At 58.6% G+C, this 13,676-nt stretch carries 11 protein-coding genes; 3 read left to right on the top strand and 8 right to left on the bottom strand.

The window, feature by feature from the left end:
* Window positions 1-13: 13 nt before the first annotated feature.
* Window positions 14-346: a hypothetical protein gene (locus tag Q0718_RS08745; protein ID WP_298916474.1), complete on the top strand. Its 333-nt coding sequence runs from the start codon at window positions 14-16 to the stop codon at window positions 344-346.
* Window positions 347-606: 260 nt separating this feature from the next.
* Here the strand turns inward: Q0718_RS08745 and Q0718_RS08740 are convergent, their stop codons facing one another.
* The gene (locus Q0718_RS08740) at window positions 607-1,173 is read right to left on the bottom strand and encodes a MarR family transcriptional regulator (RefSeq protein WP_298916471.1); all 567 of its coding nucleotides are present in this window, start codon (window positions 1,171-1,173) and stop codon (window positions 607-609) included.
* A 101-nt stretch (window positions 1,174-1,274) separates the two neighbouring features.
* On the opposite strand from Q0718_RS08740, the gene Q0718_RS08735 reads away from it, so the two are divergent.
* A complete protein-coding gene (locus Q0718_RS08735; protein WP_298916468.1) occupies window positions 1,275-1,637 on the top strand; it encodes a VOC family protein in 363 nt (120 codons plus the stop codon).
* 242 nt (window positions 1,638-1,879) lie between these two features.
* A complete protein-coding gene (locus Q0718_RS08730; RefSeq protein WP_298916465.1) occupies window positions 1,880-5,677 on the top strand; it encodes a hypothetical protein in 3,798 nt (1,265 codons plus the stop codon).
* A gap of 522 nt (window positions 5,678-6,199) precedes the next feature.
* Here Q0718_RS08730 and Q0718_RS08725 read toward each other — a convergent pair.
* The 7 genes from Q0718_RS08725 to Q0718_RS08700 form a co-directional block, all read right to left on the bottom strand.
* Window positions 6,200-8,134 carry a DUF3363 domain-containing protein gene (locus Q0718_RS08725; RefSeq protein ID WP_298916462.1) on the bottom strand — a complete coding sequence of 645 codons (1,935 nt, stop codon included), beginning with the start codon at window positions 8,132-8,134 and terminating at the stop codon, window positions 6,200-6,202.
* A gap of 192 nt (window positions 8,135-8,326) precedes the next feature.
* Window positions 8,327-8,881 carry a S26 family signal peptidase gene (locus Q0718_RS08720; RefSeq protein WP_298916459.1) on the bottom strand — a complete coding sequence of 185 codons (555 nt, stop codon included), beginning with the start codon at window positions 8,879-8,881 and terminating at the stop codon, window positions 8,327-8,329.
* Window positions 8,875-9,312 (bottom strand): DUF2840 domain-containing protein, encoded by a 438-nt coding sequence (locus Q0718_RS13705; RefSeq protein WP_366523843.1) that lies wholly within the window; start codon window positions 9,310-9,312, stop codon window positions 8,875-8,877. Before Q0718_RS13705 ends, Q0718_RS08720 begins: the two co-directional genes overlap by 7 nt.
* Window positions 9,302-9,532: a helix-turn-helix domain-containing protein gene (locus Q0718_RS08715; protein WP_298916456.1), complete on the bottom strand. Its 231-nt coding sequence runs from the start codon at window positions 9,530-9,532 to the stop codon at window positions 9,302-9,304. The genes Q0718_RS13705 and Q0718_RS08715 overlap by 11 nt, the downstream gene beginning before the upstream one ends.
* Before the next feature lie 121 nt (window positions 9,533-9,653).
* Window positions 9,654-10,445 (bottom strand): DUF2285 domain-containing protein, encoded by a 792-nt coding sequence (locus Q0718_RS08710; RefSeq protein ID WP_298916453.1) that lies wholly within the window; start codon window positions 10,443-10,445, stop codon window positions 9,654-9,656.
* Between the two features lie 202 nt (window positions 10,446-10,647).
* Window positions 10,648-10,968, bottom strand: a complete 321-nt coding sequence (locus tag Q0718_RS08705) for a DUF736 domain-containing protein (protein ID WP_298916450.1) — start codon at window positions 10,966-10,968, stop codon at window positions 10,648-10,650.
* 842 nt (window positions 10,969-11,810) lie between these two features.
* Entirely contained in the window at window positions 11,811-13,526 is a 1,716-nt protein-coding gene (locus Q0718_RS08700) for a ParB/RepB/Spo0J family partition protein (RefSeq protein WP_298916448.1), read from the bottom strand.
* Window positions 13,527-13,676 lie beyond the last annotated feature (150 nt).

Genomic DNA, 13,676 nt, shown 5'->3' with positions numbered 1-13,676 from the left:
AGGAAAGTGCCTTATGTTTCAGCCCTACTATGTGAAGAGCGTCTACCTCAAGAGGGTGATCTACTTCATCGTTCTAGCTGTCGCCATTGTGATCCCACTCGCACTAGGTGCTGTGCCGTTCCAAGATCCTCTAGGCTGGGTTTCAGTCGTCGGGATCGTCCTCATGATGTTCCTGTGCATGCAATTACTCTCGGACATCATCTCGAAACTGACCGGCTTCACGTTCTTCCTATCCCTATTTGGGATGATCATCCTATTCTTCGTGTCAGCCGCCCTGATAACCGTGTTGGCTCCGGCCTATCTTGCTTACAACTTGATCCAGTACTTCCGGGCATCCGAAGTCTAGGGTTAATTCGAAAATTCGTGTCAAAAAACGTCAAAGTGCACTCGCGGCAATCTGTGGGCACAAGGCGTGGAACTAGCATCAGCGTTAAGTCCGTCTGTACGCAAGTGGAAGGTCAAACGGACACACACATCCAGCCGCCAATCCAGACCGATAAAGTGAGCAGGGAGGTCAGAATAAGATAGGGGGCAATGTGATGAGGGCTGGAGTCCTCAGGCATCGACGAGTCTGCAATGATCTTCGCAGTGGAGCTTACGGCCTCGTCAATCAGGCCCCGCGTGCGAATCCTCCCGGAGTGATTCCGTATGGGAAACGAATACGGGCTCTACAGGACAGTCGGTGCAGACGGACGGCTCGCATAGGCGGCACACGCGTACTCCCGCATCGAATGTGTTAACGCTCGTCGTGAGGATCCGGTCTGCGAGCGAGGCAAGGGTTTCCTGTTCCGTCGGATCGAGTCCGGAGATCAAGTCTCCGATGACGCCGAGCCTCTTGACGGCGACTTGCTGGGCCAGTTCCCGGCCTTCAGCCGTCAGGTGGACCGATACCGCACGTGCATCAGCTGGTGATGTCTTTCGTTCTGCAAGGCCGGCGGCGACCATCCGGTCCACGAGGCGAACCGTGCCCGGGTGCGACAGGCCCAGCGCCCGCCCGATTTGGGCGATGGTGATGCCCTCCGCGTGGCCAACAAGAGATAGCGCGGCTGGAGAGATGTTTGATGGAGACTGGGAAGATATGGCGTCGGAAACGGCGTCGTCCACAGCTTGGGATACGGCACCAAAGAGGTTGGCGACGCGAAGCAGACCCGGAGCGTTGGAAGCATCAATCACTTAGGTGGGATATATGCACGGCGCATGGACTTCAATCCTGCTCTGCGCTATATGTGCGCGGCGCATACATATGCACCCATAATTAAGAGGCCCTTGGAACCATGAAAGTAAACTCGCTCTACGTCACCGCCCGCGACTTCGAACGGGCCAAGGCTTGCTACACGGATCACATCTTCCAGAGAGAGCATGACTCCGAAACCGACCGCTTCGTGTTCTGGGATATTGATGGATTCCTCTTCGGGATCTTCAATCCGAACGCGATCGATGTCGAAGTCGATTTTGGCGACAGCACCGTTCCGACAATCGAAGTAGAGGATGCCGCTGCCGCGCATGTCCGGCTGACTAAGGCGGGCTTGGAGTCGGTGATGGAACCGCATGACGTCAATGACACGCATGTCGCCCAGATCAGGGACACCGAGGGGAATGTCCTCGAGTTTTACCACTGGCTGAAGAAGGCAGAGTAGTCTCGTCTTCTGAACCCTCTGGTGCGCACGTCCGATAGTCGAAGGCTAGCGTTACATTCTACGCTGATAGCGTTGCAGACAGGTGGGAGCCCGCAGGACTCGGCGCTTAAAAGAATAGAAGGTTAAGGTGCGAGTCGAAGATCTGACTCAGGTTTTGCCGACCTGATATCATTAAATTGAATAGTATTATTGTATCAAACGCGGAGAACTCCCAAGTCCGAAACTCTGGATGGGTCTTTGAAATGTTCGATACTGAAACCGCATGGGTACAGGCCCTTAATGACGCTGATGCCCGCGAGCTTATTGCTCGGCTGTGCAGGGCGGAGTTGGCACAGGCCGGCGCGCCTGTAGACGCCGTCCTCTGGGGTGGAGATCAGCGCGCAGCGGACGGCGGCGTCGATGTGCGCGTCGATCTGACGGAGAACAGGTTCCTTCAGATCCCCCTCTTTCGGGGCGCATCCGATACCTGCTTGCAAGTCAAGGCCGAAACAATGGGGCCAGCGAAAGTGCAAGGAGAAATGCGCGATGGGAATGACCCGCGTGCCCTGTTTTCCCGCCTGTCGGATATTGGGGGCGCCTATATTATAGCCTCAACTCGTGATGACTGTTCTCATGCCATGCTGGAGCGACGTCGCGAGGCCATGCAGGAAGTGGTGGCAGAGCTTGGTGGCGTGCGTGTCGATTTCTTTGATGCTCGCCGAATCTCGGATTGGGCGGAACGACACCCAAGTATTGGCCTCTGGCTGAGACAAAAGGTTGGGGCGCCGCAGTTGCAAGGTTGGCAGCCCTATGCGCCGTGGGCCCATAATGAGACGGAACTTGAGGCTCCCTACCATCTTGATGAAACTAGCCGTATTAGCGTCCCAGGCGTCGACGAGAATGTATCGGTATTGGAGGGGATCCGTCATTTGCGCGGCACTCTCTCACGCCCGCAGACGTCGGCCCGATTGATCGGCCTGTCGGGCGTCGGAAAGACCCGACTGGCACAGGCTCTCTTCGATGATCGTATTGATCCAGATACGGTTTTGGCAGCCGAGACGGTCATCTACACGGATTTGGGAGACAGCCCGGATCCTGTCCCGGACCGTGTGATCGAATTTCTCGGCCGTTTGGACGGGGTATTCCGTGTAATCGTCGACAACTGCGGGCCGGATACCCACTCCCGGTTGACTCGACTTCTGCGCAGGAGCGCCCGCAATGTCAGTCTTCTCACGATAGAATACGACCTAACAGACGATATCCCTGAAGGCACCCAGTGCTTTGACATGAAGGGAGCGTCTCAGGACGTTCTTGAAACACTGCTGCGTGAGCGCTTTGAGATTTTGACCCAGGTCGATGCGCGACGCCTAGCCGAACTCGCCGAGGGGAATGCCCGTATTGCTTTTGCCATCGCTTCAACGGTCGATCAAAACACCACGCTGGGGGAGCTCCGCGATGTCGATCTCTTTCGGCGCTTATTCGAGCAGCGGCGAGGCGCCGGCCCAGTACTTACCGGAACGGCGGAAGCCCTTTCACTGGTCTACAGCTTTCATGGCGAAGACCTTACCGACACTGGCGAATTATCCATTCTCGTCCAGGATCGAGGCCTCACACCCATTGAGGCTGCCCGTAATGTCGCTCAACTCCAAAGTCGCGGATTGGTGCAGGCGCGCGGCTCGTGGCGTGCTCTGTTGCCTCACGCACTTGCCAACCGGATAGCGCGGGATGGTCTCGCCGCTTACCCCGCGCAGCATCTTTACGATCACTGGATTGAGCCGGCACCTACACGTCTCAGTGTTTCGTTCTGTCATAGATTAGGGTTGCTGCACGATCTTCCGGTTGCATGTGAGGTTGCAAGACTTGCCTATGGGGAGGCAGGTGTGCTCGGTCGGGCCTCTGGTCTCGATGAGGACAGGCAGCGCCAATTCGAGTATCTGGCGCCGCTCGACCCTTCTAGTGCGTTGGGTGCGATCGAACGAACTTTAGGCGCGGGCTACGCGCTTGACGCGCGAGTCGCGAACTTGGTTGCGGACCTGACCTATGACGCCGAGCTGTTTGACCGTTCTGCCACCGCACTGGGCTCGATAGCTCTTGAGCAGATCGGTGCCGATAATCCTGCGTCGAACTCGGCGATTGGATCGTTTGAGGCGCTTTTCGCCTACCATTTCTCCGGCACGATGGCAGATGGTCAGACACGCAGTACCTTTCTTCGCCGGATTATATTTGATCCAGATCTGCCGCGGCTGTCGGAGCTTGGTGTCCGCGCATTGGATGCGGGCCTCGAAATTTCTCATTTCTCGTCATCTCGGACCATGAGATTTGGGAGCCGCTCCCGAAGCTGGGGATGGCACGCTCAAACGTGGGATGAACGAGACGAGTTCTTCTGCGACTACATCGATTTGGCGTTTGATGTACTGCGCGATCTTCCAGAGCACTATGAGGCCGCCAGACGCATCATTGAGCAACGGTTTCGCGGCCATTGGCGGCATGCGGCGCATCGGACCCGCCTGATAGAGCGCATCAACGAGGCGATCGGCAATCGCGCCTGGCCCGGTCTTCACATCAGTGCCCGCGAGACTCTGGAGTTTGATGGGGAAGGCATGGAAGCAGATGTGCGTACTTCATTGGAAGACTTAATTGACCGCCTAGCCCCAGACTCTCTTGCCGGTCAAATACGGGTTAGTGTTATCCTAAGAGACGCCGCTAATTACCGTGAACATAACGGTGATTACAGGACCATGGAGGCCGCTCTCACCGCACGCGCCGAGTCGCTTGGACAAGAGGCAGCTAGGGATACTGACACACTGACCGAAGTTCGAAGCGAATTGCTCAGCACCAATGAGACAATGCGTGTAGAGCCATTCGGTTATGGGGTCGGAATGGGTCTAGCCGATATTGCAGAGGAGTTCGAACGGTGCTGCGAGCTGGTGACGACGGCTTTGAGTGGAAATTACGTCTTTGCCTATTTCTTGGGCCTTGGACGAGCTTGGCACGAGAAGGATCCGAACGCATTTGACAACTTTCTTGATCGTTTACCGACGGACCCTGTGCTTGGCCACACCTTGGTCGCCATGCAGATGGTCGCGGGATTGGACCATGCGGCGCTTCGCCGATTCGAAGTCTATCTGTCACAAGTGGATGCGCAGCCGCATCGCTTCAGCCGCGTGCTTTGGGCATCTAGAGAGAGCGAATGGACCGATGCGGAGCGCCTTCATCTACTCAGGCTAATTGGAGCCGCTGACGGGGAAACTTCAGTCCATGCAGCTTTGGAGGCATTAAGTCTATTCGCTTTTAAGCGAGATACCGGTTCCGAAGCTTTTCGGAATTCCGTCCTCGTATGGATGACGCAGCAGGACCCTTCCTCTTTCTCACAGCAGCATAGCTCCGATCGATTAAAGCGTGTGTTCAACGCTTTTGCGGTGGACGGGCTGACGGATGACATATTTACGGCGTTTGCAGATCGGGTTGATCCGGCCCATCTGGACGATGCGGAATTGGGGCTTAGATACAATGACACGCGACCGGTGATTCTGGGTCTACTATTTGCTCATGCACCGCGACGCTCTTTGGCTCGGTTCGCCTCAGCAGCTAATTTGGCGAACTCTCGTCTAACTCGCACAATCTTCTCAGACTGCTACAGTCTCAGAGACGTCGGGGTCTTGGGGCGAGTGAGTGCTGAGCTTCTCGCCGATTGGTGCGATGAAGATCCAAATCTCCGATATCCATTTGCAGCGGAATTCCATGCGTTCCACAACGGGTCCGGCCCAGGTCAACGTCCCTCTGGCCTATCGGAGCAGTCCATTCTTCTGACCAATCGTGCGCCAGATCCCGCTGTCATTATCGATGCTATCGTTAGGCGTTTGGAGCCGACCTCATGGTCTGGGTCGAGGGCGGCCGCTATTGAGAACCGCCTTTCTTGGCTAGATGAACTTAATCCAGACGAGCGCGGCGACATTGAAGTCGCAATTGAGCGAGGCCGTTTTCTTCTTCGCCAGTCAGTGGAACGCACGCGAGCATGGGAAGCTGAACGGCAGAATTGTGAGGATTTGTCATTCGAGTAGTTGCACGCCCCTTCTCAAGCACATGTGTCAAAATAGTGGGAAGGCGAGGTGGGGAGGAGTTGCAGCTCCCCAACGGTTTACACTGGAGCTAACCCCAACTCAGACTGATCATCCTAGGACACCCGGTCGTTCGCCTTGACTCAGGCACCTCGCAACCGCCGACACTTCCAACGCCACTATCGCTAGCTTAGTCTTTAGATTCGTCATCACACCCTCCTTTCTGCTTGGTCGAGGTGAACCTAGCACGGAGACTGGACGCGAGTGTCCATGTCGGACGAATCAGCGCGGCGAGTATAGGGTCGACACCCAATTCGTTCCCATTCTATGTGGGGGCTCGCTCCTTAATTGCAATGCTCACAACTTGTGTTCGAGAGACGGTCGTCCTGCGGACGCGCGAGCGGAGTTTCCGCCTTAGGGAACATCGCCATGCTGACGCGTCTCAATAGACCCGTACGCTTTGTTTCTCAATGAAGGGGCGTCAAACGTTACACTAAAACTGAGCTGCCCAAATGTGAGTAAGCTTCACCTAGATGGGCCTCGCCGCCCGACCACATTCCAGCTGATGCCTCTAGCAGACACCCTTCCTGAAATCGATCGGCCCAATCGCCGCTCCATGATCGGGCGCCAAGGGACGAGAGTGAACTCTCGTGACCTCTCGATGACTGCGAACTTCCCACTCGGTCGTTCGATGGCTTCTCGGTAGATACCGTCAATCTCTCGCCGACCTCCTAGCGCAGCATAAGCTTTTCCTGTTTCCGAAGTCAGGGACGCTGCCGCGTCTCGCAGATCAAGAGCCTGCAGGTCCTTCAACACTTCCTTGCCAAAGTTACCGTCTTCCAATTTCGCAACGCCGAGCTCTTGGAGAAATGCCTTTCGCTTCGCCATCGCAGTTCCGATACTTCCCTGCTGCTCGACCTCGCTACTGCCGCTCACGATCTTGCGGTCCAGCCATGTCACGCCCCTCGCGGTCTCCATCTGCTTCATCGTCAGCTGGCTATCACGATCAATGGAGACGGGGAGGCGTTTCGAGCGGGCGGCCTCATAGTTTGTGACTTGGTCGAGGTAGTCACCCGGAATGCGCCATGTACCGTCTTGTCTTCGGATCACGACCTTTCGGCGGCGCAAGGCCTCCAGTCTTCGCTCGTGGGCTCTCGCGTAGGCGATGGACACGCGGTCGCTCTCTGTCGCGTGTCTGCCCGCATCGTAGACGCCACCGTTTCTGTTGGAGAACTCAAGGATGGATCGATCAATTGACCTCGGTCCTTTGTGGTGAGGCTTGAGGGTAACGACTTGGTTCTCGCGGAGCGTCCGAAAGGCGTCATCGTCAGCCACTGTTGCGTGAACGAGGCGCCCATCATTAACCTCGATGATGACGAACCCAGTCTCGCGCGTATCATCAACTTTTCCGAAGCGCCTGACCAAGCCCGTCTTCGCTTCTGCTCCGAGTCTGTTTGGATCGAAGATGTTGTCCTCGGTGACCAGCCTCGGCTCGTCTGCCGTCATGGATCGGTGCAGAGTTTTCACGATGTCATTTCGTTCGCCCATTTGCTTCAAGCGATTGATTGCGTCGGTATCGAACTCCCATCTCCCGCCGCCTAACGGTTCGGCCAATCCGGTCGAAGTGAGATAGCGCATACGTTTGACCAGAAGCTGACGATGCCAGACCCGTCCTTTCGGAGCGGGACCGGAGAGATCGACGACACCCTCATAGGCTTGTCTCTGCAGGGCTCGATCCAAGTCTGTGACGCGGTCGGCATCGACGGTCTTTGCAAGACGCACGCGACGTTCGATCTGGGTAACCGGACCGAGTTCCTGCTCGACGAGTCTCTCCGCCTGTCGCCGTATACCCCTAGCCAAATATCGGCGCGGGATGACGAGATCAGAACCGTCATCCCGAACACCGCGGACGACGAGATGAGTGTGAGGATTGGACGTGTTGTAATGATCGGCCGCAATCCATTCGAGCTTGGTGCCGAGTTCGACTTCCATCGCGCTGACAAGGTCGCATGTGTAGGCGGACAAATCCGAAAGCTGCGCGCCGTCCTCTGGCGCAATCACGAACCGAAAGTGATGGCGGTCGTCCTTCCAATCCTTGGCGACGTTCGACGGTAGAACAGACCGATCCGTTTCGTCATCGCTCCGAGCGACATCCGATCCATAGACTTCGGCTCGTCCGCCATGCTCGTCCGTGCCGTCCCGTTGAATGTAATCGACATGCTTCTTGAGAGCCATATGGCCGCCCGACGCGTGAGTTTTGAACGACGCCTTGATGACGACCCTGCGATAAAACCGCATCGCATTGCCGCCCGATCTCGTCCCGGAAAACGACGAAGGCAGGGTGCGGTTTGCGCGGTTAGTGGCTCGCTCGATCTGGTTGAAAAAACTGACAGCCTTTCTCGCGCCCGAGCGCGACCGAATGCGCCCAACCCTGATTTCGAACTCCTTTCGCTTGGTCACGGTGCTAGGAGGCTCCAAGAGGCTGGTGAAGGGTTGGACCTCCGTGTCGACACGAAAAACCCCAGTGAGACCTGCGAAAACTCCAATTCCTTGTCGACACTCGATTTCGTGTGTCGACAGAAAAAACCGATGTGCAGAAAGGACTTAGTCCTGGGTTGTCGACAACCTCTTTTATCTTGCCCTCCACGCCTTTCACCCGTGCCCTGCCTTCCCGCTGACACCAAGGCGTTCCGAGCGACCGTGCAGTCGCCCCAGATACTCGACTTTGCCGATGATATTCGAGCGAGAGACCGATCCAAAATACCGGCTATCAAATGAGGTCTGCACATCGGTCGAGACCAGAAAGACCTGATCTTCCGACACGCTATAGCACCCGTTTCGGTGGGGTAAGGGACGGCCGAGGCTGTCGTGCGTCAGCACGACAAGCGCAGGTCTCCCGGCGACGTTGACCGTGCGTCCGTCGTGACAGACCTGCTCTCCGCTGACTGCCCAGACGGTCTTGATAAGCGGTATTTCAGGGGGAAGGTATTGGCGCTCTATCGCGAGCGCGCTCGCCTCCGGCGGCGCGTAAGCCGCAACAAGATCACCCCGTTCCACAGTCGCATTTCGTTTGACTTGGTACCATCCCACAGGCGCACTTGGACTTGGATTGTAGAGCAATTTCGGAACGCTGGGACGGACGATCTGCATCAGTGTGGCCCCGCAAAGCGCGGCAATACAGAGTGGAGCCAAGACACGGATCAGCATGTCCAACGCCCTACAATCGAGGTCAAAGCTTGGCCTTGTTCGTTCGCCAAATTGAGCGCGCGCCAGCGACGCTCAGGCAGCTCAGAAGGCTTGATTCCAACGTCACGGAAGGCGCTCAGCGCATCAAAGACGCGCTTTACGCGCGTCTTACCAATGGCGTGAAGCCAAAGGTCCAGCCCTGGATGAATGCCTTCGACGAACGTTACGCCAGAAGGCGCGCAAGCGCGCCCGACGGCGATGGACCAAGCCTGAGTCCCGTATCTATTCGCTCGCCAGCGTTCATACCCGAAAACCTGCCCCGGCAGAAAACTGGCGAGCGAGCGGCGCCACCCTAGCCGATATTCGCGAACAGGCGTTCCGAAGAGGATGCGGTGATTCAGCCTCTTTTTGCGGTATTGAACCACAACGACCGTAAGCGCCTCACCGGTCATTGTCGGCCCGATCGTTGGCCGGAGCGAGCGTCTCGCCGACGTGCTGGGACCGGGACCAGAGGTCGAGATCATCGCGATGGTAGAGCACTTTTGCGCCGTGCTTGCGGAAGGTCGGACCCTCGTGACGCCAACGCATTGCGTCCAGCGTCGAGACTTTCATTCGTAAATATTCAGCGGTTTCTTCCACCGTCAGGAAGGGGCTTGCAGCAGGCTTCACCATGTCATGTCCTTTACGTTTGGGTCGCCGAAGTCTGGTCAGCGAAGTTCAGAAAAGGACTATATTCCTATTTTAGAGGTGGACGGGAGTGCCGAAACCCGGAGTCTCAATTCCGATACCCCCCCTAGAAGGCCGCCTTGCGCAGGTAGTCGCGATAGCCGTCCCTGACGAAAGCCCGGCCTCTGTCGCGGGCGCGCACGGCGTGGTTCTTGAGCGACCTGTTCGAGGACCATTCCCGGTCGATGCGCTCCTCACCAAAGATCGCGATGGCAATGTCCTTGAGGCTCCCGCGCCGTCCCGATGCGCCGCCGACATCGTAAGCCAGCAGACCTTCCATCAGCTTTGCACGATTAGGAGGACGCTTGGCAGGTGTCGGGTTTCCGTCACCTGCACGGTGCAGCGAAAAGAGTTGTTCGACGCTGACGATACGCTCGCGGAAGCACTCTCTGCCTTTCAACCGCACCTCGATCTGCGTATTGTCGTCCAGCTCGACCAGATCCTCACTGACCATCTGTATCCAAAAATCATGTCCGCCAAGACGAACGTGCCTCTGGCCGTCAGAGGCATCCAGGACGGTCGGGCAACACTTGAGTGAGTCCAGTGAGAAACCTTCGGCAGTGGGCTCACCAGAGACGGAGAGATGAACTTCCAATGTTCTCTTGAGGAGATTTGGAAGCCATATGACGGGCACTTCGCTAGCGCAGTGATCCGGGTCTGCAAAGGCGACGAGGCCGAATGTCTCCGCTTCGAGATAAGGCTTGTCGAGCCTTAGATAGCGCAAACTCGCTCGCCCATCGCAGATCGTCGGTAAGTCACCGACATGGCAATCCCATGCCCTCCTATAGCCAGGATTGCGTCGCAGACCTTCCCAAGCCCAAGCCGCATCCGACATGATGATTTCCGGTCTATTCTCCATACATTTGCCTCAAGTCGGAATGACTCTAGCCCCGAGAACAAAATAGGAACACTTTCCTACAAAAGTAAAGGCACAAGGTGAAATGGAGTCAGTGCGGTGTCGATAAATGTGGAGCAGCGCGTCCCTGCCATATCCCTAAAAGTTAGCACGAAGCGACCGCCCGGCGGGATGCCGGGTGGTCTGTGTCGGTCCGGTCTGGGCCTTACTTGGGGTTCCAGAGCATGACGAAGCGGTCGTCATCGTCCTTCACGGGTGCGAGGTTGGCGTAGACCTTGCTGGGGCCGATGGCGGGGTCGGCCAGGGTCAGGGACAGGTAGTCCTTGCCCGAGCTCTCCGCCGTTTTCATCCAGCCCGCGCCAATCTCCGCGCCCTTGCCGCCGGCCAGAACCCGGAAGTCGGGTTGGCTGGGTCGCGTCTTGCGGTCGTTGGCGACGATGCGGATGGGCGTGGACAGGGTCAGCATTGCGAGCGTGCCCTCATATCCGGTGTCGGTGGTTGTGACGTAGCCGAGTGCGTTTGCCATGGTTCATATCTCCATATGTTGATGTCGCGAGGACCCGATGCCCTGTTGACGCCGACCGTTAAGAGCGGCGCGGCAGGTCCGGTCACCGCTTGCGGCCGGAACGCAGTGGAGGACCGGGATGTGACGCTGATTTGTTTCGCGAGGAATGCGCCCCTCTTCGGGGCGCAGGGGAAATCAGTGGCCCAGCCCGGTTGGCCGGGCCTGACGTGGCGCTTAGGTCAAAGGTGACAACAGGGCATTGGGGACTCAGTAGCGTAAAGAGTGTCATGTGGTGATGTGGGCCGTGGCAGGCGCTCTCGGCGGCTCGACGTTGCAACCTACTGGCACCAAATATGAGGTCATGCGGATGTCAGCGTGCTAACCCCCTGCCATCCCATCCGCATCGTCGACAATGGCCGCAAGACTGAAGCAATGCCCAGCCTGCCCGACTTCCGGGTTCTGGCAGGTGGCAAGATTGCGGGGATCGATAGGTCGCGGTCTGGATAGAATGCGGTGCAGAGCTTGGGCAAGGGCTGCCACCTCCCTGATCTTGACCGACCGCGCCATCGGCTCTCTCACGGCCTGCTCCAACCCGTGCCTGTGAAGGATAATGACGACCGCTTTGCCCCTGCTCTGGGTTCGGACGTCATGGCCTAACTCGACCGACATAGACCGCCTGGCATCCCGCCGGGCGGTCGCCTTGGGCGCTCGGCAATCCCTCGTTTATCAGCCGACCGACACGATGCGCCCGACAAAAAGACCGCGCCCAGCGGGCGCGGCCCACCCACGTCTCACCTGCCGAGAGAAGCGGGAGTGTCCCAGCACAGCGGGGGAGAGCGTGTGCTGGAACTATGGCGCGAGCGTTAGCTCGCTACCTTTGGCAGCTTGGCTGCCGCCTGCGCGGGTGGGCAAGTGCGGCGCTCCACATACCAACCGGGTCGCGTCTGCATCCAGCGCGGACGCCAATCCGGCTTGGCCTCCTCCGGCGTCACGCCGACCCCTGCGATGCGGTTGCGTAAGGCCGTCTTCTGCTTCGTGCCCGGCTCGCTGACCATGCTGTCCGCCAGCCTCTTTCCGCCGATTTCGCGCAGCATGGCGTTCAGGACCCGCTTGTCGCGCAGGATGTCGAAGAAGGCGTCATCCGGCGACCAGAGCGCGTCCATGTCCGGCTCGGTCGCCATGCACACAGCCTCCACGACGGCCTCGTCCGACGACAGTGTCTGGCTCATCGCAAGGGCTAGCACCCGCATGACGGTGGCATGGTCCTGCGTCAGCAGGGACGCGAACACAGTGGCGAAGTCGCCTTGGGCAAGGTGTTTCGGTTCGCCGTAATACGCCGTTTCCTCTGTCAGACCGAGGCTGTCGAACACTGTCTGGCGCTCCTCTGCTAGCCGTGCGGATGACACGCTCGCCGCCACGCTCTCGGTCGTGGTCTCCTTCCGGCTCGTCGTCTTGGTCGGCTCGCACGTCCAACGGTCGCTCCCGACCAGCATATGCGCGACCGCGACCCGCAGGGCCACGCCGGGCGCGTCCAGCAGGCTCGCGCTGACAACGGCGTGGCGGTGAAGGCGGACATATTCCGCGACAGGGCCGCTCATCTCCGGCTTCGCCATCGCGCTAGCAGCCTTGGCGCTCGTGTCGTTCGGTCGGACGATAGCGTCGATGCGAGCGATGTCCCGCTTGTGCAGCAGGCCGTCCCGGACGTTGACCGAACCGTCATGCCCGACCTCGATGAAAACGTGCCCGCCCGCTTCCTTCGTGCGTTTGCCGTAGTCCCAGTTCGGGAAGCTCTCGCCGCGTTCCAGCACGGTGACATTGCCCCAGCCGTCCGCGCGAAGCGCGTCGGCCTTGGCGGCGATGGCCCGGTTCTGGTGCTCCCAGAACAGATCAGCATCCTGAAAGTAGCCGCTGCCCTCCTCGCGTCCGAACAGGTCGCTGATGATGTTGCCGGGATAGTCCTCAAGGCTGAACAGGGCCGCGCTTGTCTCGATGCTCGCCCCGCCCGTCAGCCAGTCCTTGAGGTAGCTTTCCTGCGGCGCGTAGTCGTCGCCGCGCCAGAGTTCCAACCACGCCGCCTGCTGCTCTGCCGTCGCCATCGTCATATAGCGCAGGCTGCGATGGCTGATCTCCTCGGCCTCATACAGGGCGAGGATGTCGGCGTGGACATTGGCGAGTGCCAGCACTCGCTTCACGCGCAAGGCCGTCAGGCCAAAGGTCGTGGCGATGCTCTCCGCCGTCTCGCCCGCGTCCGCCAGCGCTTTGAACGCCGCAAGCTGCTCCATTTCTGTCGATGGCAGGCGCGCGACATTCTCCAAGAGCGAGGCTTCCATGGCGGCGACATCGTCGCCCGACTGCATGACGAGACACGGCGCGGATAGGCTCGCGCCCGTCTCCTCCGCCTTGCGGCGCAAGGCGAACAGTCTGCGCCGTCCGGCAATGACGCCGTAGCCCTTGCCCTCCTTGCGCACGAGCAGGGACTGATTGACGCCTGATGCCAGAACGCTGGGATAAAGGTCGTCAATGTCCGGCGCGTCCTCGCCGTGGCGCATGTTCAGGGTGCTGACATGCAAGTCGCTCATGTCTATTATTTGAATGGTCTTGTCGCCACTGGGCGCTACAAGACGGGGCTGAGGCAGTTTGGGCGTGGGTTTGGCAGTGGGCTTTGCCTTCGCTCTGCTCCGGGTTCTCGCCTTGGCGGCAGGCTTGGCCGCGCGTTGCGGACGGGTCTT

This window comes from uncultured Algimonas sp., from assembly GCF_947498175.1.
Classification (GTDB): domain Bacteria; phylum Pseudomonadota; class Alphaproteobacteria; order Caulobacterales; family Maricaulaceae; genus Litorimonas.
The sequence above is the reverse complement of the archived record's forward strand: the minus strand, read 5'-3'. Positions and strand labels throughout refer to the sequence as shown.

Bases quoted from the DNA above. Each gene is read 5' to 3' on its own strand.
- Q0718_RS08745 (WP_298916474.1), top strand. From the start codon at position 14: ATGTTTCAGCCCTACTATGTGAAGAGCGTCTACCTCAAGAGGGTGATC.
- Q0718_RS08735 (WP_298916468.1), top strand. From the start codon at position 1,275: ATGAAAGTAAACTCGCTCTACGTCACCGCCCGCGACTTCGAACGGGCC.
- Q0718_RS08730 (WP_298916465.1), top strand. From the start codon at position 1,880: ATGTTCGATACTGAAACCGCATGGGTACAGGCCCTTAATGACGCTGAT.
- Q0718_RS08720 (WP_298916459.1), bottom strand. From the start codon at position 8,881: ATGCTGATCCGTGTCTTGGCTCCACTCTGTATTGCCGCGCTTTGCGGG.
- Q0718_RS13705 (WP_366523843.1), bottom strand. From the start codon at position 9,312: ATGACCGGTGAGGCGCTTACGGTCGTTGTGGTTCAATACCGCAAAAAG.
- Q0718_RS08715 (WP_298916456.1), bottom strand. From the start codon at position 9,532: ATGGTGAAGCCTGCTGCAAGCCCCTTCCTGACGGTGGAAGAAACCGCT.
- Q0718_RS08710 (WP_298916453.1), bottom strand. From the start codon at position 10,445: ATGGAGAATAGACCGGAAATCATCATGTCGGATGCGGCTTGGGCTTGG.
- Q0718_RS08705 (WP_298916450.1), bottom strand. From the start codon at position 10,968: ATGGCAAACGCACTCGGCTACGTCACAACCACCGACACCGGATATGAG.
- Q0718_RS08700 (WP_298916448.1), bottom strand. From the start codon at position 13,526: ATGAGCGACTTGCATGTCAGCACCCTGAACATGCGCCACGGCGAGGAC.